We start from the raw sequence: 21,260 nt of genomic DNA, 5'->3' as shown, positions 1-21,260 counted from the left end.
TTTGTGCAGAATACGAAAGATTAAAGTCGCCCGTCGCGCATCATCCAGGATAGAGTTAACGTAGCGGGGTTAACTACCCGCCGCACCTGTGTAAGATGGGCCAGGCCGCCTTATTAAAGACTACTTAGAGCCAGCGGGTTTTTCAGGTACCGGTACTCCTTTGCCATGGTATTTGAAAACCACGAACTCTAATGGCGTGTCACCTGTATTACGGATGCCGTGTGGCTCCCACGGTGCGGCATAAAGTAAATCACCGGTATCTGCCGCCATGTCTTTGCCGTTCACGGTCCAGGTTCCCGTACCTTTGGTTACCATAAGATACTCTTCTTCAGCATGTTCATGGGGCGGATGAATTTCCGCCCCTGGCATAATGGTAGCCGATCCGGTAATAACCTGGCGCGTTGAAGGGGTGTCATGGTTGAAATAGCGGCGAAATACCCATCCTTCACCTTTTTCAATAAAGGCTTCCGCTTGCGGCATAATCTGGCTGTCAGGTTGTGCGGCGCTAAGACCAGCACTCATCAATAACAACGCTGAGCCGTAAAGTGGTAAAAATAAACGCATGGCGATATTCTCCTTTTTTAACACCGAATGATATATAACGAACGTTGCTGTACACCCCTTACGGGGGATAAATATTCATATTTTCGTAATGGCAGCCTGCCTAGATTAACCGTTTGATGTTGCAATGATGTTATAGATATTGCAAGCAAAATAAGAAGCATCGAAATGCTGAAATTAGGCTAGCCATCCCGGCTAATTATTTATAGACTCAGGCCCCTCATAATAAAAATAAATCGACAGACGACCACGTCGCCCGGCCCGCAGGCTTAAGCGGTTGTCGGGAAAATTTGAAATATTCAGGAACAATTAGGTTTTATTATGTCACAGAAAAAAGTAGGTCTTGTTGGATGGCGCGGTATGGTGGGGTCTGTGCTAATGGACCGAATGCAGCAGGAAAATGATTTCGCTGCAATAGCGCCAACTTTTTTTACTACCTCACAAACGGGCCAGCCTGCGCCCGAGGTGGCGAACAAGCCAGCTGGCGTACTTGAAGATGCCTATGACATTGCCGCCTTAAGCCAGCAGGATATGATTATTACCTGCCAGGGCGGCGATTATACCAAAGCGGTTTATCCCCAATTGCGCGACAGTGGCTGGCAAGGCTATTGGATAGATGCAGCATCAGCGCTGCGGATGGCTGATGATGCGGTTATCGTACTAGACCCGGTTAACCGTGCAGAAATTGATAAAGGTATCGCCGGCGGGGTGAAAACCTTTGTTGGAGGAAACTGTACAGTATCATTAATGTTGCTGGCCCTGGGCGGCCTTTTTGAGCAGGATTTGATTGACTGGGTCTCACCGATGACCTATCAGGCAGCCTCGGGCTCAGGGGCTAAGCATATGCGGGAACTGATAAACCAAATGGGCGCTGTACATCAACAGGTTGCTGACAAGCTTAACGATCCGGCATCCGCTATTTTAGATATCGACCGCCAGGTGGCCGATTTTATTCGCAGCAGTGATTACCCTTGCGATGAGTTTGGCGTGCCGTTAGCCGGCAGCCTGATTCCCTACATTGACAGTCAGCTACCGTCTGGACAAAGCCGCGAAGAATACAAAGCGCAAGCAGAAGCCAACAAAATTATGGGCACGACTACCGCGCCGATTCCTATCGATGGGATTTGCGTAAGGGTAGGGGCCATGCGTTGTCACAGTCAGGCGCTAACCATCAAGCTTAAGAAAGATCTACCAGTGGCAGAAATTGAACGTATTGTGGCTGATCATAATGAATGGGTGAAAGTGGTTCCTAATGATCGTGAAGCCACCATGCAGCAGCTTACCCCAGCACAGGTTACCGGAACGTTGAGTATTCCGGTGGGGCGCATCCGCAAGTTGTCCATGGGGCCTGAATATATTTCTGCCTTTACCGTGGGCGATCAGCTGTTATGGGGCGCTGCAGAACCACTACGCCGGGTAATGAACATCTTGCTGACAGCCGGATAAGCTACGTACGTTATAACCTGCGCCGTGCAACGTTTAATCCGGTGAACGGCGCATCCCCTTGGGAGCTTAACGAGGATGCGTAAACAACGGGCAATGCGCTGGCTATACCGCGCCGGGGTAATCTGTGTACCCCGCTGCGCCCCCGCCAAATAACGTGTCCGGCTGATGTTGCGCTAACGGTATATCGGCCTTTAAGCGCGCGGGTAAATCTGGATTGGCTACAAAAGGCCGACCAAACCCAATCATATCGGCCCAACCTTCGTCAATGGCCTGCTGCGCGCGGGCCTTATTGTATTTGCCAGCATAAATCAGTACTCCGTCAAAGACCTCACGAATAGCCTGTTTGAAGGTAACGGGCATCTGTGGGGCATCGTCCCAGTCGGCTTCGGCAATATGCAGGTAACCAACGTGTAACTGGTTGAGCATGGCGGCTGCTTTTACGTAGGTATCTTCAGGGTTATCGTCTACTGTACCATTTAAGGTGGTCAATGGTGCCAAACGTACGCCAATGCGCTCAGCACCGATAGCCTGGGCAACGGCTTCCACAATCTGCCGCAAAAAGCGCAATCGGTTTTCCACACTATGGCCGTAATGATCGGTACGCTGATTACTTTGAGAGTCCATAAACTGGTTGATTAAGTAACCATTGGCGGCATGCAGTTGAATCCCGTCAAAGCCAGCCTCACGCGCATTAAGCGCAGCCTGTCGAAAGCTGTCGATAGCTTCATCAATATCTTGCTGGTTCATTTGTCGCGGTAAGGCGGCCTGCACAAAGCCGGGTTCACCTTGTGAGTCAACAAACACTTTTACGCCCTCAGCCTGTATAGCTGAAGGTGCCACAGGTTGCTGGCCGTCAGTATTAGCCGGGTGAGAAACCCGCCCCACATGCCATAACTGGGCAAACATAGTGCCGCCCGCCTTATGCACAGCAGCTGTAACGATGCGCCAACCCTCAATTTGGCCGGCAGTATAAATGCCGGGGGTCCAGGCATAACCCTTCGCCAACGCACTCACCTGCATACCCTCGCTAATAATAAGGCCGGCAGAGGCGCGCTGGGTGTAATATTCAGCCATCAGGGAATTGGCTTCATCGCCGGGCTGGGTAGCCCGGGAGCGGGTCATTGGGGGCATAACAATACGGTTTTTAAGGGGGATGCCGGCTAATTTTATAGGGGTAAACAATGTGCTCATTACACAACTCCGTCTTAATTCAGTACAGCGGAGTGTACGCATAACCATTTCACTTATTAACAGCAAAAAAAGCAAAAGAGATTTGTGATAAATGCAATAATAATCAGGTTGCCATGGGGTATGCAAAAAAAGATAAGCTTTTCTGCATAAAATAGTTTAAACCAGTAATCAAAATACAACCAAATTCGTAGTTACTGTCGGGCTAACAATCTTGCGCAGCGCTCAAGCTACAAAAATACCTGAATAGCTTCAACGTGTACGAATAATAAGCGGAATATAGGTTCTTGCTAATCTTTGCGGCTAACCCAGCCAATTGGCAAGTGCACATTACAACACCCGCAAGTACAATTGAACGATTACAGCCAGGCGGAAAGTGACGAGCCCTGCGCTATACTGGCAAGATAACCTATTACCAGACCGGGTATTACCCTGGCCTGTTGCTATATAAACACCACAATTTACCCAGGATATAGCGCAACACAATGGCTGCCTGGGCAGCCAACAGTAACAACACGCCAGACCGTTATTCACACAAAGGTACCAACACGATGATTGAATTTACATTAAACGGCAAAACCGTGCGCACGGATGTCACGGCCGATACGCCTTTGCTATGGGTTATTCGGGACGAATTTAACCTTAAGGGCACCAAATTTGGCTGTGGCATAGCAATGTGCGGCGCATGTACTGTTCACGTGGATGGTGGCGCGGTACGTTCCTGCTCGTTTCCGGTCTCGTTGGCGGCCGACAAATCCATTACCACCATTGAGGGGCTTAACAATACGCATCCTTTGCAAGCAGCCTGGATTGAAGAACAGGTACCACAGTGTGGGTATTGTCAATCCGGACAAATAATGCAGGCGGCTACCTTGCTGGCGGATAATCCGAACCCGAGCGATGAAGATATTGTCAATCATATGAGCGGTAATCTGTGTCGCTGCATGGCTTATGTGCGGATTAAAAAGGCGGTGAAACGCGCCGCGCAGGACAGCCAAAATGCTGTTCAGACTTACACTCCCGAAACGGCAGATAAGGAAGCCTGATCATGAGCCTGCAAAAAAGTAAAAAAGACACGATAGATCTAAGCCGGCGCGGTTTCATGGTAGGAACCGTCAATGCCTCGTTACTGATGGCATTTGCCCCAGCCGCCCTGGCCAGTGTACAAACCGCTAAAGTAGCATTAACGGAAAAAGCCTTTTCACCTACCGTATGGTTTGAAATGAATGGCAGTGGTGAAGTGCTGGTAAATATTGCCCGGGCCGAAATGGGCCAGCATGTGGGCACCGCGCTGGCGCGGATTGTGGCCGACGAGTTAGGCTGCGATTGGGCTAAGGTCAGTATCCGCCACGTCGATACCGATCCTAAATGGGGATACATGGTGACGGGCGGTTCGTGGTCGGTGTTCCAGTCGTATAAGCCATTATCACAAGCGGGTGCAGCAGGACGCACCGTCTTAATTGACGCCGCAGCCAAACTCCTTGGAGTGTCACCTGATACGTGCGAAGCCAAAGACGGCTTGGTGGTCAGTGGAAGCAAAAAAATCAGTTTTGGCGATATTGTGACTAACGGTGATGTGGACCGGACGTTTACTACCGATGAGCTTGGCCAGATGCCAATAAAGCCTGCTGACAAACTGAAATTAGTAGGTAAAGATACCCGCGCACTAGATATTCCAGCAAAAACCAATGGTAGCGCGACATTCGGTATTGATGTGGAAGTTGACGGCATGATTTACGCGCGTCCTGTTATGCCGCCTACTACTTTTGGCAGTAAAGTTACCTCGGTTGATGATACAGAAGCGAAAAAAGTGAGCGGCTATCTGGGCCACTATGTTCTGGACGATCCCACCGATACCTGTCAGGGCTGGGTGGTAGTTACCGCAAACAATTACTACAGTGCCGTTAAAGCGGCTGACGCGCTGACTATCGCGTATCAAAAGGGTAAAACCGCCGAGGTTAGCGAAGCGGACATTCAGGCCCGCGGCAAAGCACTGGCGATGGATCCTGCCAATGGTGCATTGTTTGTTGAGCAGGGCGATATGACCCAGGCCCGTGAGCAGGCGGCCAATACCATTGAGGCAGTATACACCACTGCCACAGCCAGCCATTTTCACCTGGAGCCGGTGAATGCCGTGGCCTATGAACAAGAGGGTCAATGGCATGTCCACACCGGCAACCAATGGCAGTCGTTAACCCTGCCACGGGTGGCCGAAGCGGCTCAGGTAACCGAAGATAAGGTCACGTTACATCAGTATTACCTGGGGGGCGGGTTTGGCCGTCGCTTATATGGCGATTACAGTATACCGACCGTGTTGACTGCGAAGGCAGCGGGTAAGCCGGTTAAATTGGTTTTCACGCGCCCTGATGATAGTTATTTTGATCAACCACGTTCTGCTTCGACCTCGGTGTTTCGCGCCTCCTTTAATCAGCAGGGCGATTTTACCGGCATGGAACACACCTTTGCGGCAGGCTGGCCCACCAAGGCCATGGCCTCTGGTTTTTTGGCAGATGCTGTAGACGGTAAGGGAAAAATAGACCCGTTTTCTGCCTCTGGGGCTGACCACTGGTACACCATGGCGAATCACCGGGCCACCGCAGTGAACAATGATTTGGCGCATGACACTTTCACTCCCGGCTGGTTGCGATCAGTCGGCCAGGGGTGGATTCTGTTTGGCTTGGAATCGTTTATCGATGAAATTGCACATCAGGCGGGGCAAGACCCTGTGGCTTTCCGACTATCCATGCTGGATGGTAAAGGAAAGCAGGGCGGCTCAGCGCCTGAAAGCGTGGGTGGCGCCAATCGGTTGCGTAAGGTTCTTGAACAGCTACAGGCAAAAGTTAAAAATACTCCACTAGGCAAAGACGAAGGGCTAGGCTTTTCGGTTACCGCCGGGCAGGAGCGCACTATGCCTTGCTGGATTGCTACCGCGGCCCATGTTCATGTTAATCGGCAAACCGGAGATATCACGCTGAAAAAACTTACTGCGGTGGTTGATGCCGGTATCGTTGTTCATCCCGACGGGGGCTTGGCCCAGCTTGAAGGCTCATTATTGTGGGGAACCAGCCTGGCGCTGCATGAAGGAAATGCTTTTGAAAACGGGCGCGTAAAAGCCAACAATCTTAATGCATACACGCCACTGCGAATGAACCAGGTACCCGATATGGACATCGAATTTGTCCAAAGTAACGAGTTCCCGGTGGGGTTAGGTGAGCCTGGCGTAGTCGGCGTGGCCCCGGCTATCAGCAATGCTATTTATCAGGCTGTAGGGGTGCGTTTACGTGACCTGCCTATGCGAGCAGCACAGTTAAAAGAGCAATTAAAAGCCTAGCCGCTAACTGTCAGCCTCAGGCCATTGAAAGCGCCCCAGGCTGACTACCATCGATGTGTTAAAAAACCCAGTTAAGGCGGTAGTCTTAGCCGGGTTTTTTATTGCACTAATGGACCCATGTTGGCGTTAGAGACAGCTTCGCTGCGGCGGCTCCCGTCAGGTAGTATTAGGGTGAAGGCGGCGCGGATGAAGTCATGCTGGACTTCGCTTGTGCCGCCATTGATGTGGTCTGTGTACTGGCTGGAATAGCATTGACTGGCGGCGCGGTACCCTGTTCTTTTAGTGCTTGGTCAATCAACCCTTCCAACTGCATGAACAACTTTAGGTAGTTATTATCTGTGCGCCCATCCGCGCGGCCATCTACCCATGCCTGATATAAGGCATTGGATTGTTGCTCTTCTATTTGCATATAGGCGTTTTTTTGTCGCTCTACTGTCTTTGCATCAAACCCTGCGCAACGGAGCGCCTGGGCACCCAGCTCAAGGGCCGAGTGATAAGTTTCTGAAATGGTGGCATCGGCGCCGGCATGGCGCAGCCGATAGCCATGACCGCGGTCAAAAGCCCGTGCCATGACCTTTATCTGGGGAAAGGCATGTTTGGCGTATTTCACCATATCCAGGCTGGTTTGCCGATTATCAATTGCTACTACCAGTAACGCTGCTTGCTCGATACCTGCTGTGTGCAGGATGTCAGGTCTGGAAGCATCGCCAAAAAAAGCTTTAGTATTGATGCGGCGCATAGTTTCAATTTGTTCTGCACGTACATCCAGCACCACGGTTTTTATGCCATTTGCCATAAGTAAGCGGTTAATTATCTGCCCTACACGGCCAATGCCGGCGATAATAACTGTGCCAGTTTCATCGATTGTGTCGGGCTGTTGCTGATTGGTTTGCCGGGTAAAGCGGGGCAATATCAGACGGTCAAAAAGGATAAATAAGGCGGGTGTTAAAAACATTGATAGCGCCACAACCAGCGCTAATATCTGTGCTATTCCTTCCGGCAGTACCTGATTGGTCACCGCATAGCTGAGCAAAACAAACCCGAATTCACCGGCTTGGGCAAGGCTCAGGGTGAGCAACCAGCGGTCGCTGCCACGCACGTTGAACACCCAGCCTATCAGATACAGCACTACTGCCTTTACCAGCATAACGCAACCCGTAAGCGCCACCACCAACCCGCTATTGTCCAGCAATAACTGCACGTTTATCCCGGCGCCCACGGTAATAAAGAACAGGCCCAGCAGTAAGCCTTTGAAGGGATCGACATTGGACTCCAGTTCATGTCTGAATTCACTGTTGGCCAGTACTACACCGGCTAAAAAAGTACCCAACGCAGGAGAGAGCCCGATGAGGCTCATTAAGGCTGCTATGCCGATAACCAGCATCAGTGCGGTAGCCGTAAAAATTTCTTTCAAACCACTGGAAGCCACAAAACGAAACAGAGGGCGGCTAAGGTAATGGCCGGCGACAATAACCGCGGCCACAGCGCCAATGACTACCAGCGCATGACCCCAACCAGGAAGGCCAGCGACCAGGCTGTAGTGGTCGGTATGTCCAGCCGTGGCGGGAGAATCTGTAGCCGACACCAGCGCGGGCAATGCTAACAACGGAATAAATGCCAGCATGGGAATCACGGCGATATCCTGAAACAATAAAACCGAAAATGCACTCTTGCCACCTTCGGTTTTCTGCAGGCCTTTTTCCTGAAGCGTTTGTAACACAATGGCCGTAGAAGAAAGCGCGAAAATCAGGCCGATTGTAAGTGCGATACTCCATATCTGGCCTAACGCCATAGCAATACCCATGACCATAGCTGTGGTCAGGCCGATTTGAAGTCCACCCAGGCCGATAAGCTTACTTTTCATCGCCCACAAGGCGCGTGGGTCCAGCTCCAGCCCGACCAAAAACAACATCATGACTACACCGAACTCAGCAAAGTGCTGTATAGCGACGGTCTCAGAGCCTACCAAACCCAAAACCGGGCCAATAGCCACCCCCGCAAGTAAATAACCCAGCACCGACCCAAGGCCACACCGTTTGGCCACCGGCACCGCTATAACTGCCGCTGCCAGATAAATAAATGCCTGTAAAAAATAGCCTGTCATGGCGATGTGTTCCTACTGCGAGTCAATCGAAAAAAAGCGCTATAGCGTACCTGTACCGTGGGTGCCTTAAACAGCATGCTATTGTCCAAAGCGCTTATGCAAGAAATGTTGGCAACCACGTTTGACTAAGAATATGCGATTTAACGCACTTTTACACCTGTTCAATCGCCCCGGGGGGAGCAATTGCATGACGCGCAGGGGCCGAGTATATGATGCGCCGCGATTCCCCATTTCATTTTAGTTAGCCTTTTGATGCCAGGAACAATCTTATGCCAACCTTTATCCGCTCTTTTCAGGTTTTAAGCCTGCTAGCCACTTCCACCGCCTTACCCTGTACTGCTGCAATGGTTCAGGCCAGTCAACTGAGCGTGAGCAATACCGATTCTTCTGCCCCTAAGGGGACGGACAACAGGCTAGGTGAAATAAGTCTGGCCGCAGCCTTGTGGAATGCACTAGACGATGCTGACCGAAGTGCAGTTCACCTGGCTTACCTACACCGGCCACTTAGCCGGTTTTATGATATCCAGCCCGGCTTTTTGGTTATTTATGCCGATGAGGGGCAGCATTATTATTCGCTGGGCGTGCACAAACAGGTATATCGCTATGCCGCGTTTAGTTTATCGGTGTCATTTCACGCTGGGCTTGTCGATTCGCCCGAAGCACTCGGTGACAACATTGAATTCTACTCTGCACTCAATGCGGGTTATCAACTTAACACTCGATGGGCGCTGGCACTTGAAGTAGGTCATATTTCCAACGGCGGGCTGGGTGAAACAAACCCTGGTTCTGAAGGGCTTAGTCTACATGTTCGTTATCAGCTATAGCCGCCGCTTTGCTATGTACCGCGAATCAGCGCTGGCAGCACCGAGGCGACCAGAAGTACTGCCATCAGGATATTGAAGTAGCGCAGCCGCTTCTGCTCATTTAAGAACCCGGCCAGGTGATGACCCATTCCCACCCATACGCTGATACAAGGTAGGTTAATCACCCCAAACACTAACGACACGGCCAAAATACTGGTAAGGCTGCTATCTGCAGCATAAACACTGGTGGCGGTAACGGCCATCGCCCAGGCTTTGGGGTTGACCCATTGGAATAGGGCAGCCTGTAAAAATGTCAAAGGTTTATGAGCGCTGTCGCTGCGCTTAACGGGCGCAGAGGAACTGGCAATTTTGTAAGCAAGGTACATCAGATAAATAGCGCAGATAATACGCAGAATATCAAACGTGGCAGGCCAGATTTTAAACAGCTGCAGAGCGCCTAGCCCAACGGCAGCAATCATTACTGTAAAACCGATAGCCACCCCAAACATATGCGGAAGGGAGGCACGAATGCCGAAATTGACCCCCGAGCTCATTAGCATCAGGTTGTTTGGCCCTGGGGTAATAGAAGAAACCAGAGCAAAAAGCATTAATGAATACAATAATTCAGGAATCATGAGAGTAGTTCGTTATTAATTAGGTAACAATTTTAACTCGTATTTTGTGGTGATATTGTGCAAAGTAACTAACTAATTTTACTCTTTACGCAATTAATGATGAAGAATGACCGATATAACCAACAAATATTGCAGGTGCTGCAGGCGGATGGGCGGATTGCCAATACGGAACTAGCCGAGCAGGTCGGTTTATCTGCATCAGCCTGCTTACGTAGGGTACAGGAAATGGAGCGCCAGGGCGTGATTACCGGTTACCGGGCGGTGGTGAATCAGACCAGCCTGGGCAGAGGTTTTGTAGCCTATGTGAGCGTGGGGTTGGGCGAGCACTCTACGGCGTCACAGCGGGCATTTGAAAAAGCTGTTAGCCAAAGTGAACAAGTCCGCGAATGCCACAATATAACGGGGGCTTTTGAATACTTGTTGCGTGTAGAAACCAGCGATATACAAGCTTATAAACAATTTCACGCCGATATATTGGGGGCTATAGCGCAGGTCAGAACCATCACTACCCATGTGGTTATGGGTTCATCCAAAGATGAGCGCGCATAGGAATAGCGCCAGTGGGCAGGTACTATTAAACGTAATAGGCAATAGCTTCAGCCCACCACTTTGCGATGCAGGTATTCATCAAGGCATTATAGTGAACAAAAATTAGTAATAAGAATATTTAGCAATAAGAGTATTTAGCAATAAGAATACATAGAAGAACGCAAGGGGAAAAAGAAGAAATTGGTGGAGCGGGCAGGATTCGAACCTGCGAAGGCTGAGCCGGCAGATTTACAGTCTGCTCCCGTTGACCGCTTGGGTACCACTCCACACAACAAACAGCGAAAATGCAATCCAAAGCTACCTGAGTAATCTGGCCGTGCGCTATTTGATGGGGGGCATCTTAATCGCGAATGCCGCCGGGGTCAAGCGATTGTGAGAAAAAGTCTTAGAAAAATCATGGGGTTAGTTTTTGTACAATTAGCTATAAAAGAAAAGGCCTGAGCAAGGTATGCGCAGCGGGTTAGGTTCGGAAAAAGTTCAATATAAACCGCAGCTTATATCTTTTAGCGCCAGCAGAATGTGAAGTTGTCAGCGGGGCAACAACCCGGCGGGCTCTTAATTACTCCACGGGAACCAATATATTATACGATGTCCAGAATGCTTTAGTAGGTTAACGGAGCAATCCCGCCATCTTACGCAGCCGCGTCGGCAGCGATATATTGAACATTAGTTTGGTTTGCCTGGTATTACTAAGCTTGTGGGGGCCGGATCTTCTCCCAAGACGGGGCAGGGAGCTAAACCGCTAAACTAAATGCAACTACTGACAATGATTCAATGTTGCATATCGAGAAATCATAGAGAAGCCATAACTCGTTCCAACATTCAAGCGGTGAGCTATGGTTGGCTTGGTGATGTCATCTCTCGTTACTTCTCTCGTTACTTCTTTCGTTACTCCACTATTGTCTTTCAATAGGTAAATACTATGAAGTAAAACCGCTCGTTGAGGATGAAAGTTCTATGCTTTGTGCGCTTATAAACTATTGAGGCTAAGGCTAAAAGTAATCCTCCACATATTGCGGTATGCGCTACAAAGCATGGCGCTGTTGTAACGGCCCGGCAGGTAAATCTCCTATCTCAGCGCGCCCTGTGGCCGTTGATCACTGCCAAGAGGTAGCGCACGGGGAGAGCGATCCAGAAGTAGATCGTATGCCAAAGGTCAGCTCTATAGTCCTGGTTAAGCGCGGCCTTGGTCGAGCGAGACGGGGCTGGCTAGCTTGGCGATATGCGTCGCTGTGTTAAATGCGATAAACCATCGCATATCGCTGACCCATTCTGGTCAAAGCACCGTGCCTCAATGCGGCCTAAGTCGGCCCGGCTCCGCATGAGAAAAGAAGGGATAAGCGCTATCACTGATGTAGAAGCGTACGTCGCTTTTTATATCTCGCTACTGCCATTAACTAATACTCACCCGGATAGTTAGCTGAACGATGAATAAACTTAAAGTGAATGCCGCTTACCAATACGTCGCTTTTGCGGCCCACATCAACCCCGTTAGCTAGAGCCAGTTGGCTGGCGCAACTGACAGCCCACCCCATAAATTCTTATTTTATTATACAGCGGTAAAGGTTTACCCAGCGCAGGGCAGGTAAGGCATACCTATGCTGGCAGAAAGATTTAGCCGGCTGTAAACGTCATAAAAACGAATGAATAAAGGCATTTTCGTAAACCCTTATATAAAAAATCGCAATATTTTTGGTGGTTAGGTACTCGTATTCTCCAAGGAAAACGTTAACACTAAATTTACAAGACGGTGACCATGACATTACCTGTTTGTCTTTCTTCGGCCATTGCCAGGCTTACATTGCCCACAGGCGCGACCATGCTACGGGCGTTGCTAACTGTGCAGTGTGGGCTGTGCGCAGGGGTCTCGGCACAGGCCGATACCCTATGGTATAGCAGCGCAGGTACTGATTGGGAGAAGCAGGCATTACCGCTGGGCAATGGCCGCTTAGGCGCAGCAGTGTTAGGAGGGGTAACACAGGACCGAATTAATTTAACCGAAACGTCACTCTGGACCGGTGGGCCAGGGAGCGCTGAAGGCTATAGCAGAGGCTTACCTGCCAAGCCAGCGGCCTACCTTGAGCAGCTGGAGTTGGTGCAGCAACGGCTTTTGCAGGAAGGCGAGCTCAGCCCATAGTATGTGGCGCAAAAACTCGGACATGCGGTTTCCGGCTATGGCAGCTTTCAAAGCCTCGGCGATTTGCTACTGTCTTTTCCCCATCAGCAGGTTACCGATTACCAGCGTAAACTTGATTTAGCTACCGCTACAGCAAGCGTTACATATCAGTATCAAGGCGTTGATTATCAGCGTGATTATTTTGTGAGTTATCCCGACGACGCCGTGGTTATTCGACTTACTGCTAATCAGCCGGCAAGCATATCAGTTACCATTGAGACAGCCATACCTGACAACCGTTCTGCGCATAAAAATGTAACCGATAACATTTTACAGGTTAGCGGTACGTTGAATGACAATCAGCTGGAGTACGCGTTACATATACAGGCCGATATTCAAGGTGGTGCATTAGCTACCCCGCTTGGGGTAAATAAAGCGCATGCCGGGAACGACGATAACCGCCCGGCTGCTAGCAATGCAGTTTCGGCTAAATCGCAGCTACAGGTTGAACATGCCGATGCGGTAACCCTTAAGATTAGTGCTGCTACCAACTACAAAAACCAATACCCCGATTATCGCGGGGAAGCGGCGATAAGCCGTCTGAATAAAGTAATGGCTGCGATTAAATCGACGCCTATTACTACCTTACAACAGCGCCACCTGGACGATTATCAACCGCTATTTGAAAGGATGGCGCTGACTCTCGATGATGCGCATAGTGCACTACCCACCAATCAATTATTACAGCGCTATCAGCAGGGCAAGGCCAGTGCTAGTGCTCAACGTTATCTCGAAGCCCTGTATTTTCAGTACGGGCGTTATTTACTTATTGCTTCTTCTCGCCCGGGAAGTCTACCCGCTAATTTACAGGGGGTGTGGAACATTCACCAGGTGGCGCCGTGGAATGCGGACTATCACTTTAATATCAATTTACAAATGAATTACTGGCTGGCAAATGTCACTAACCTGGCACAAACCCAGCTACCGTTGTTCGATTATGTAGACAGTCTGGTCAAGCCAGGCCGTATAGCGGCCAGCAGCTTGTTAGGAGCTGACGGCTGGACGTTGTTTTTAAATTCTAATGTATGGGGCTTTACCGGCACCATCGCCTGGCCCACCGCTTTCTGGCAGCCTGAAGCAGGTGCCTGGATAGCCCGGCATTATTACGAACATTACCTGTTTACCCAGGACCATGATTTTCTGGTTCAGCGCGCCTGGCCGATAATGCGAGAGGCCAGCGAGCTATGGTTACAGACACTGGTTAACGACCCCGACACTAACACCTTGGTGGTGGTGCCTTCTTACTCACCAGAACACGGTAATTTTGTAGTAGGGGCGGCGATGTCGCAGCAAATTGTCACTGACCTGCTACGCAATACGCTACAGCTGGCAAAAACGTTGAACAAAAAGGATTTTACTCAACGTTTACAGCAGGCGCTGAACAAACTAGAGCCGGGTTTACGAATTGGCCATTGGGGGCAATTACAGGAATGGCGGCAAGATCGCGACGATCCCGCGTCGCAGCATCGACATGTGTCACAGTTATATGCATTACATCCGGGCAATCAAATCAGCCCTGACACCACGCCCGCGCTTAGCACTGCGGCAGCCACTACGCTGAATGCCCGGGGCGACGGCGGCACTGGCTGGAGCAAAGCCTGGAAGATTAACTTTTGGGCCCGCTTACAGGACGGCAATCGGGCGCACAAATTGTTAACTGAACAACTTATCCATAGCACGCTTAGTAACCTTTGGGATAACCATCCCCCGTTTCAGATAGACGGTAACTTTGGCGCCACCGCCGGTATGGCGGAAATGCTACTGCAAAGTCATAACAATGATATTGCGCTATTGCCCGCGTTAGCTGATAGCTGGCCTGGCGGCCAGGTCACAGGCTTAAAAGCGCGTGGCAACATCACCGTATCGATACAGTGGCAACATGGTGAGCTAACGCAAGCCAAGTTGACCATGCCGGATACCCCCGCCGTCTATCCGCCAACAGGCCAGCTTTTAAAGGTTCGATTTTCTGATACTCCCACGATTAGCCATATAGCCGTAACCAATGCGCAAAGCGGTGCAGTGCTGCCAGTTTCGCTTGATGGCAACGTGCTGACATTCCAGGCGAAAGCAGGGCAGCAGTACCTGATAAAGCGCCAACACGGAAGCATCAGTTCATTGTTTTATCCGTCGACTCACACTGCTGCGTCGGCCATCACAACAACGAAAAAGGAAATACAATGAAACGTTCTATAAATGCGCTGAGCAAGAACGGCCTCAGACGGCGGCGTTCCTGCCTGACGATGGCTATTGTTGCTGCCTTAGGAAGTAATGGCTATGCCTTTGCTCAACAGTCTACTGAAGTAGAGGAACAGGCCGATGATGTGGAAATTATCGAGGTCTCGGGCCTACGGCAGAGCCTGATGACGGCAGTTAGCCGCAAGCAGTTTTCAACTGAAATTGTTGACTCGATTATCGCAGACGATATTGGCAAATTACCCGATTTAAACGTTGCCGAAGCCTTACAGCGAATCTCGGGAGTGCAGATTAGCCGTAATCGGGGGGAGGGCAGTGATGTAGCCATTCGCGGTTTAACGCAGATCCGAACCGAACTTAACGGACGCGATATCTTTTCTACCATCGGCGGACGTTCGCTAAGTTTTGAAGATGTGCCGTCTGAATTGCTGTCCGGCATTGATGTCTACAAAAACCCATCTGCAGAGCAAATCGAAGGCGGCATCGGCGGGCTGATCAATTTGCGTACCCGCAAACCTTTTGATAGCGATGGGCAACTGATTAGTGCTACGGCGCAGCTTATTCACTATGACCTGAGCGAAGAAAATGGCGTGAACCTATCTGGCCTGTATTCTAACCGGTGGGATACCGACCACGGTGAATTCGGCTTTTTAATCAACGGCTCTTACAATAAAGCAAAGTTTCGTGAAGACGCGGTAATTGTTGAGCCATTCTACACCCGTACCGATATACCCGGCTATGAAGGTGAAGCGGTGGAAGTTGCCTCCGGGGGAGGCATTTCTGCCTGGGTAGGGGAGCGCGAGCGCAAAGGTCTGGCGATGTCGATGCAATGGGCACCAACGTCAGATCTTACCCTATACTCGCAGTTTTTACGCTCGGAATACGAGTTTTATGATCCCCAGACCGGTATTTTCGCTTATGGCGCGGGTGAAGGCGGTACCCTGGATGCTGTGCCAGGCGAGTTTAGTTTTGACGCCCAGGGCAATTTGCTAACCGGGGCTTATAACAACCCGCCGTTTCAGTCGTTCACTCGTGACGCCACGCGCAATTCGCAAACCTCAGATTTTTCGCTGGGTTTTAATTGGCAATTATCCAGTCAACTGGGGATTAGCGCCGATATTCAATACATAGATTCGTCGACAGAGTACCGCGATGCCACCGGTTTTGGCAGTCTCAATGCCGGCTCTACTTTTTACATGGATTTACGCGGCGACCGGCCCGCTTACCAGGTTCGCGAGACCGCTACCGGCAGTACTGATTTTTTAACTAACCCGGATAACTACCTGTATCAGGCCATGATGGCCCGGTCGGCTGATAACGATGGCGATGAAGTGGCTGCCCGCGCCGATTTACAATGGGACTTCGATCACGGTTCGGTATTTCGGACGTTTACCACCGGCGCGCGCTACACCACCAAAGATATCAATACTGCTGACTCAGGCTTTGACTGGGCGGCTATATCCGGGCCGCCTTGGGACGGCTCCGAAGATGCTACTGCAACCTATAACGAATTTCCGGAATATTATTCGCCGGACCCGCACCAGTCCTCGTTCTGGCGCGGTGATAGCGCGGCCTCTGCGTTTGGCCCGCATTTTGTCGTCAGCCCCCAATTAATGCAAAACAATAGTAATGCCCTGGCCACGCTGGCTGGCCTTAATCCTTTATCTGGTGCCACCCCCGGCTTTACTGAACGGAACGAGCTTAATGCCCAGGAAGAACAAACCTACGCCCTCTATGGCATGCTTGATTTTGCTGATCCTGAAGACGATTTTTATTCAGGTAATGTGGGGGTAAGAATCGTAAAAACAGAAGTGGGCGCGGCGGGTACGCAAACGCTAACGTATCGCAATGCCGCAGACACCGCCACAGACTTGCAAAGCCAAAGTGCTATCGAAGTCGATCAAAGTTATACCGAAGTGCTACCCAGTTTTAATATCAAGTTCCTGTTAACAGACACCCTGTATTGGCGGGTGGCCGCCTCTAAAGGTCTGTCGCGCCCCTCCTTTGAAGCCTTGGCGGCCAACTTTACGCTGTCCGAAAACTATCTTGATGCTGATGGTAATCCCGATACTCCGCCGGAATACCGGGACAGTACCGGCGAAGGCGGCAATCCCGGCTTGCAGCCTTTAACCGTGAACCAACTTGATACCGCGCTGGAGTGGTACTTCGATGAAGGGGACATGGCATATGCCACGGCCTTTTATAAAAAAGTAAAAAACTTCGAGCAAACCGGGGTGTATAACGCCGATTTTGACGTACCCGGCAAGGGCACCCAGACTTTCGAGGTTACCGCACCGGTAAATGGTGAAAGCGGCACGATTAAGGGCTTCGAACTTGGCATACAAACCTTCTTCGACTTTCTCCCCCCCAATTTTAGCGGCTTTGGTATTCAGGCTAACTATACTTTTGTCGATAGCGAAGCCCCCAGTCCTACCGCCACCGATATTGAAGGCAACCCATTAGTCGTGCCGCTGGAAGGACTTTCTGAACACAGCTACAACCTGGTTTTACTGTACGACAAAGATCAGGTGTCTGGCCGCATAGCCTATAACTGGCGCGATGACTGGGTCACTACTACCTCAGGCAATGGCACGGGGAACCTGCCTATTTACAGCAGGGCCTATGGGCAACTGGATGCTTCGGTAAGTTATGACATCAATCCGCAGTTTTCGGTAACCCTGGCAGCGGTAAATCTGCTGGATGAAACCAATGAGTCCTATCAGGGCTTTGAAAACCGGCCGCGAGACTATGTATTGAACGATCGCCGTTTAAGCCTGCGGGTAGGTATGACGTTCTAATGAACAAGGCACCTTCCCACGGCTTAGTACGCGTTAAACCGCTATCGGTAGCAACCCGCGCGGTGGGTAAGGTGCTGGGCTTTTATTACGTAGGAACAACAAATGGCCGATAACACCTTTCTGGAACATATTGTAATTGTGGGCGGCGGTACGGCCGGTTGGATGGCCGCAGCCGCGCTCAGTCGTGTGTTGGAACAGCATTCCTGTGCTATCACCGTTATTGAACCCTCAGGTATCGCGCCGGTAGGCGTGGGGGAAGCCACCATACCACCGATACGGTTGTTTAATCAGATGTTGGGCGTTGATGAAGCGACGTTTTTGCGCGAAACACAGGGTACCTTTAAGCTGGGCATTGAGTTTGAAAATTGGCGTGAACAAGGTCATAGCTATTTTCACCCGTTTGGTCGCTACGGGGCCGACCTGGACACGGTAGCGTTTCACCAATATTGGCGAAAGCTGCATCAACAGGGTTATCAGCCCACCCTGGCGGATTTCAGTCTGGCCACCCTGGCTGCGCGGGCAAACAAATTCAGGTTGCCTGACAACGACCGGCACTCGGTTTTTTCGAATATCTCTTACGCGTATCATTTTGATGCGACCCTATATGCGGCGTGGCTAAAAAAATATGCGCTGGCCCGTGGGGTGAAAGTTATTGATGACACGGTCGACAAGGTTTTGCTACACCCAAAAACCGGTTTTATAGAAGCCCTGTCCCTGCGCCATTCGGCCCTACTGAAAGCGGATTTTTTTATCGATTGCAGCGGCTTTAAAGGTGTATTGATAGAGCAGGCTCTGCATACCGGTTATGACAACTGGCAAAGCCTACTGCCATGTGACCGGGCTATCACTGTTACTACCGCCCGCTTAGACCCGCTCCCGCCATTTACTCGCAGTATTGCCCAGCCCGCCGGCTGGCAGTGGCAGATACCGTTGCAGCATCGTACGGGCAATGGCCATGTGTACTGTAGTCAGTTTATGAGTGACGACGAGGCTTTGACATGCTTGTTGCGCCAGTTACCTGGCGCACCGATTAGCGAGCCCCGGCGGCTATCTTTTACCACGGGCAAACGCAAGAAATTCTGGAATAAAAACTGTTTGGCACTGGGGTTAGCGGCCGGCTTTATGGAGCCGCTGGAGTCCACCAGTATCCACCTGATTCAAACCGCGCTAGCCAAGCTTATGAAAGCCTTTCCCGACAAAACGTTTGATCCGGTGGATATCGACGAATACAACCGGATGGCTGAGACAGAGTTTGTGCGCATTCGTGATTTTCTGGTTTTACATTATCACGCTAACCAGCGGCAGGATGGGGCATTTTGGCAGCACTGTGCCAGCCAATCCATACCCGATACCCTGGCCCATAAATACGCCCTGTACAAAAGTCGGGGAAGGGTTTTTCGTTATGACGAAGAGCTATTTAGCGATAGCAGCTGGGTCGCGGTTTTTGAGGGGCAGGGGGTAATACCGCGGCGCTACGACCCCTTAGCCGATACGTTTGCCCATGATCGGCTGCTGCGTACCTGTGAAAAGATGCGAGCAACGCTGCAGGCAGGGGTTCAGGCTATGCCCGGGCATGACGCGTTTTTACAGCATTATTGTAAGCCACCCAATGTCGTTAACACTCCTATTGGGTATCGGTAGCACACCCGAACTAACACTTTGTTTTGTAAATAATAAAATAGCAGGAAGCCAGGTGAATAAAGCAATATATCAAACAGCGAGACAGTGGTTATTTCTGGCCGGGGCAGGGCTGCTTAGCAGCGGTTGCCACAGTGTCTATAGCACCGCGCAATCTAGTGCTAATGCCAGTGCAAGTGACACGCAGCCGGTTGTTGCATCAGCCAACCGAGCCTTACCCCGCATCCAAACTCACAACGGTCGCCATAGGCTACTGGTAGACGATAAACCCTACCTGATGTTGGCGGGTCAAACTAACAACTCGGCGAATTATCCGCACGCGCTGGATAAAGTATGGCCGGTTATCAAACAGCTCAACGCGAACACGCTAGGTATTCCGGTGGCCTGGGAGCAAATTGAGCCGGTCGAAGGAGAGTTCGATTTTTCTTTTTTAGATGCGCTTATTGCGCAGGCTAAAGCGCAGGATGTCCGGGTGGTGCTACTTTGGTTCGCCAGTTGGAAAAACAACGCCCCGCACTACGCGCCGGCTTGGGTAAAACTGGATAATCAACGCTTTCCCAGGGTAATAGACAAGCAGGGCAAAGTGCTAAATTCCCTGTCGCCGCATGGTTTGAACACGCTGGCTGCGGATAAAAAGGCGTTTAGCCGCCTGATGCGGTACCTGCAGGAACATGACCGCGATCACCAGGTTATTATGGTGCAGGTAGAAAACGAAGTGGGGACCTACGGGAGCAAGCGGGATTACAGTGCAACAGCACAACAGATATTTGAAGGGCCCGTACCCCAGGCGCTATTAAAAGCGCTAAATAAACAGCCCGGCACCTGGGAAGACGTATTTGGTAAACACGCCGATGAAACCTTCCATGCCTGGCATATCGGCCGGTATGTCGATGAAATTGCGCAGGCCGCAAAGCACATTAAACCCTTACCCATGAATGTTAATGCGGCGCTACGTAATCCGTTCAATCCTGGCGACGGTTACTCTATGGGTGGGCCTACTGACAATATGCTTGACGTCTGGAAAGCCGCAGCGCCCCATATCGATATGCTATCGCCGGATATTTACTTTCGCGACCATCGTACGGTGAACAAAGTATTATCGTTGTATGCCCGACCCGATAACCCTTTGTTTGTAGCCGAAATAGGTAACGATCAACCCTATGCCCGTTACCTGTTCGATACATTGGGTTTCCAAGGTATCGGCTTCGCGCCATTTGGCATGGACTATACCGATTACGCCAATTTTCCCTTAGGTGCAAAAACCGTAAACGACGCGACTATTGCGCCTTTTGCGGAAATTTTTAATCTGTTCAGACCTATGCAGGAGGCCTGGGCAGCCTTGAGTTACCAACACCCTGTGTATGGGTTCTCTGAAGCCCCTCCCCACGATGAAAGTCAACAAATATGGAATGCCCAGGATTCCGGTAAGCCCACCGCTGGTGAAGCTGAACAGCCAGCCTATACGCAGACCGCGGATCTGGGACTGTGGGATGTCGAAATTACTTACGGGCGCGAGATGTTCTGGATAAATCCCCCTACGGGCAATCAGCCTGCCTCCGGTGGCGTGAGCATTATTAAACTCAGTGATAGCGAATTTCTGGTAACCGGGTTACGGGCCAGGGTGACATTTACTGGATCAGCAGAACTTGATGGTCAGCCCACCATGATAAAGCGGGTAGAAGAAGGCCATTTTGAAGGGCAACAGTGGGTTTTCGAGCGCGTTTGGAACGGCGATCAAACCGACTGGGGACTTAATTTTACCGATACGCCGCATATTCTCAAAGTCTCGCTGGCAACCTATCAGCATCATTAATTTATTTTTTATTGTTACCAAGGAA

13 protein-coding genes, 1 tRNA gene and 1 pseudogene are annotated in these 21,260 nt (G+C 50.7%); 10 read left to right on the top strand and 5 right to left on the bottom strand.

What is annotated here, in order from left to right:
* Positions 1-120: 120 nt before the first annotated feature.
* Positions 121-564 (bottom strand): cupin domain-containing protein, encoded by a 444-nt coding sequence (locus tag D0Y50_RS11895; protein ID WP_117317144.1) that lies wholly within the window; start codon positions 562-564, stop codon positions 121-123.
* A gap of 318 nt (positions 565-882) precedes the next feature.
* Here D0Y50_RS11895 and asd point away from each other — a divergent pair, with 318 nt between their 5' ends.
* Complete coding sequence (gene asd / locus D0Y50_RS11890; protein ID WP_108567083.1) at positions 883-2,007, top strand: aspartate-semialdehyde dehydrogenase; 1,125 nt, start codon at positions 883-885, stop codon at positions 2,005-2,007.
* A 102-nt stretch (positions 2,008-2,109) separates the two neighbouring features.
* On the opposite strand, the gene D0Y50_RS11885 is transcribed toward asd, so the two are convergent.
* Complete coding sequence (locus D0Y50_RS11885; RefSeq protein ID WP_117317143.1) at positions 2,110-3,198, bottom strand: alkene reductase; 1,089 nt, start codon at positions 3,196-3,198, stop codon at positions 2,110-2,112.
* 548 nt (positions 3,199-3,746) lie between these two features.
* Here D0Y50_RS11885 and D0Y50_RS11880 point away from each other — a divergent pair.
* Entirely contained in the window at positions 3,747-4,241 is a 495-nt protein-coding gene (locus tag D0Y50_RS11880; protein ID WP_117318763.1) for a (2Fe-2S)-binding protein, read from the top strand.
* A 2-nt stretch (positions 4,242-4,243) separates the two neighbouring features.
* Positions 4,244-6,526: a xanthine dehydrogenase family protein molybdopterin-binding subunit gene (locus D0Y50_RS11875; RefSeq protein WP_232366249.1), complete on the top strand. Its 2,283-nt coding sequence runs from the start codon at positions 4,244-4,246 to the stop codon at positions 6,524-6,526.
* Positions 6,527-6,692: 166 nt separating this feature from the next.
* Here the strand turns inward: D0Y50_RS11875 and D0Y50_RS11870 are convergent, their stop codons facing one another.
* On the bottom strand, positions 6,693-8,630 hold the full coding sequence (locus tag D0Y50_RS11870; protein WP_117317141.1) for a monovalent cation:proton antiporter-2 (CPA2) family protein: 1,938 nt from the start codon (positions 8,628-8,630) through the stop codon (positions 6,693-6,695).
* 269 nt (positions 8,631-8,899) lie between these two features.
* On the opposite strand from D0Y50_RS11870, the gene D0Y50_RS11865 reads away from it, so the two are divergent.
* A complete protein-coding gene (locus tag D0Y50_RS11865) occupies positions 8,900-9,454 on the top strand; it encodes an acyloxyacyl hydrolase (protein WP_232366248.1) in 555 nt (184 codons plus the stop codon).
* A gap of 11 nt (positions 9,455-9,465) precedes the next feature.
* Here the strand turns inward: D0Y50_RS11865 and D0Y50_RS11860 are convergent, their stop codons facing one another.
* Positions 9,466-10,068: a LysE family translocator gene (locus D0Y50_RS11860; RefSeq protein ID WP_117317140.1), complete on the bottom strand. Its 603-nt coding sequence runs from the start codon at positions 10,066-10,068 to the stop codon at positions 9,466-9,468.
* A 96-nt stretch (positions 10,069-10,164) separates the two neighbouring features.
* Here D0Y50_RS11860 and D0Y50_RS11855 point away from each other — a divergent pair, with 96 nt between their 5' ends.
* The gene (locus D0Y50_RS11855) at positions 10,165-10,617 is read left to right on the top strand and encodes an Lrp/AsnC family transcriptional regulator (protein WP_108567087.1); all 453 of its coding nucleotides are present in this window, start codon (positions 10,165-10,167) and stop codon (positions 10,615-10,617) included.
* A 181-nt stretch (positions 10,618-10,798) separates the two neighbouring features.
* Here D0Y50_RS11855 and D0Y50_RS11850 read toward each other — a convergent pair.
* Positions 10,799-10,883: transfer RNA gene (locus D0Y50_RS11850), tRNA-Tyr, on the bottom strand.
* A gap of 1,490 nt (positions 10,884-12,373) precedes the next feature.
* Here D0Y50_RS11850 and D0Y50_RS19960 point away from each other — a divergent pair.
* The 5 genes and pseudogenes from D0Y50_RS19960 to D0Y50_RS11825 form a co-directional block, all read left to right on the top strand.
* Positions 12,374-13,234 (top strand): annotated as a pseudogene (locus D0Y50_RS19960) (glycoside hydrolase family 95 protein); the annotation flags it as partial.
* A 111-nt stretch (positions 13,235-13,345) separates the two neighbouring features.
* Positions 13,346-14,974 carry a glycosyl hydrolase family 95 catalytic domain-containing protein gene (locus tag D0Y50_RS19955; protein WP_332308389.1) on the top strand — a complete coding sequence of 543 codons (1,629 nt, stop codon included), beginning with the start codon at positions 13,346-13,348 and terminating at the stop codon, positions 14,972-14,974.
* Entirely contained in the window at positions 14,971-17,784 is a 2,814-nt protein-coding gene (locus D0Y50_RS11835; protein ID WP_108567089.1) for a TonB-dependent receptor, read from the top strand. The genes D0Y50_RS19955 and D0Y50_RS11835 overlap by 4 nt, the downstream gene beginning before the upstream one ends.
* Before the next feature lie 102 nt (positions 17,785-17,886).
* Positions 17,887-19,425 carry a tryptophan halogenase family protein gene (locus D0Y50_RS11830; protein WP_117317135.1) on the top strand — a complete coding sequence of 513 codons (1,539 nt, stop codon included), beginning with the start codon at positions 17,887-17,889 and terminating at the stop codon, positions 19,423-19,425.
* Positions 19,426-19,477: 52 nt separating this feature from the next.
* Positions 19,478-21,235 carry a DUF5597 domain-containing protein gene (locus D0Y50_RS11825; RefSeq protein ID WP_232366247.1) on the top strand — a complete coding sequence of 586 codons (1,758 nt, stop codon included), beginning with the start codon at positions 19,478-19,480 and terminating at the stop codon, positions 21,233-21,235.
* Positions 21,236-21,260 lie beyond the last annotated feature (25 nt).

The organism is Salinimonas sediminis (assembly GCF_003429285.1).
GTDB classification, from domain to species: Bacteria; Pseudomonadota; Gammaproteobacteria; order Enterobacterales; family Alteromonadaceae; genus Alteromonas; species Alteromonas indica.
The sequence above is the reverse complement of the archived record's forward strand: the minus strand, read 5'-3'. Positions and strand labels throughout refer to the sequence as shown.

What these genes read in the sequence shown, in the direction of transcription:
- D0Y50_RS19955 (WP_332308389.1), top strand. Translation starts at nt 13,346, where the DNA reads ATGGCTGCGATTAAATCGACGCCTATTACTACCTTACAACAGCGCCAC.
- D0Y50_RS11885 (WP_117317143.1), bottom strand. Translation starts at nt 3,198, where the DNA reads ATGAGCACATTGTTTACCCCTATAAAATTAGCCGGCATCCCCCTTAAA.
- asd (WP_108567083.1), top strand. Translation starts at nt 883, where the DNA reads ATGTCACAGAAAAAAGTAGGTCTTGTTGGATGGCGCGGTATGGTGGGG.
- D0Y50_RS11835 (WP_108567089.1), top strand. Translation starts at nt 14,971, where the DNA reads ATGAAACGTTCTATAAATGCGCTGAGCAAGAACGGCCTCAGACGGCGG.
- D0Y50_RS11880 (WP_117318763.1), top strand. Translation starts at nt 3,747, where the DNA reads ATGATTGAATTTACATTAAACGGCAAAACCGTGCGCACGGATGTCACG.
- D0Y50_RS11865 (WP_232366248.1), top strand. Translation starts at nt 8,900, where the DNA reads ATGCCAACCTTTATCCGCTCTTTTCAGGTTTTAAGCCTGCTAGCCACT.
- D0Y50_RS11895 (WP_117317144.1), bottom strand. Translation starts at nt 564, where the DNA reads ATGCGTTTATTTTTACCACTTTACGGCTCAGCGTTGTTATTGATGAGT.
- D0Y50_RS11855 (WP_108567087.1), top strand. Translation starts at nt 10,165, where the DNA reads ATGATGAAGAATGACCGATATAACCAACAAATATTGCAGGTGCTGCAG.
- D0Y50_RS11860 (WP_117317140.1), bottom strand. Translation starts at nt 10,068, where the DNA reads ATGATTCCTGAATTATTGTATTCATTAATGCTTTTTGCTCTGGTTTCT.
- D0Y50_RS11830 (WP_117317135.1), top strand. Translation starts at nt 17,887, where the DNA reads ATGGCCGATAACACCTTTCTGGAACATATTGTAATTGTGGGCGGCGGT.
- D0Y50_RS11875 (WP_232366249.1), top strand. Translation starts at nt 4,244, where the DNA reads ATGAGCCTGCAAAAAAGTAAAAAAGACACGATAGATCTAAGCCGGCGC.
- D0Y50_RS11870 (WP_117317141.1), bottom strand. Translation starts at nt 8,630, where the DNA reads ATGACAGGCTATTTTTTACAGGCATTTATTTATCTGGCAGCGGCAGTT.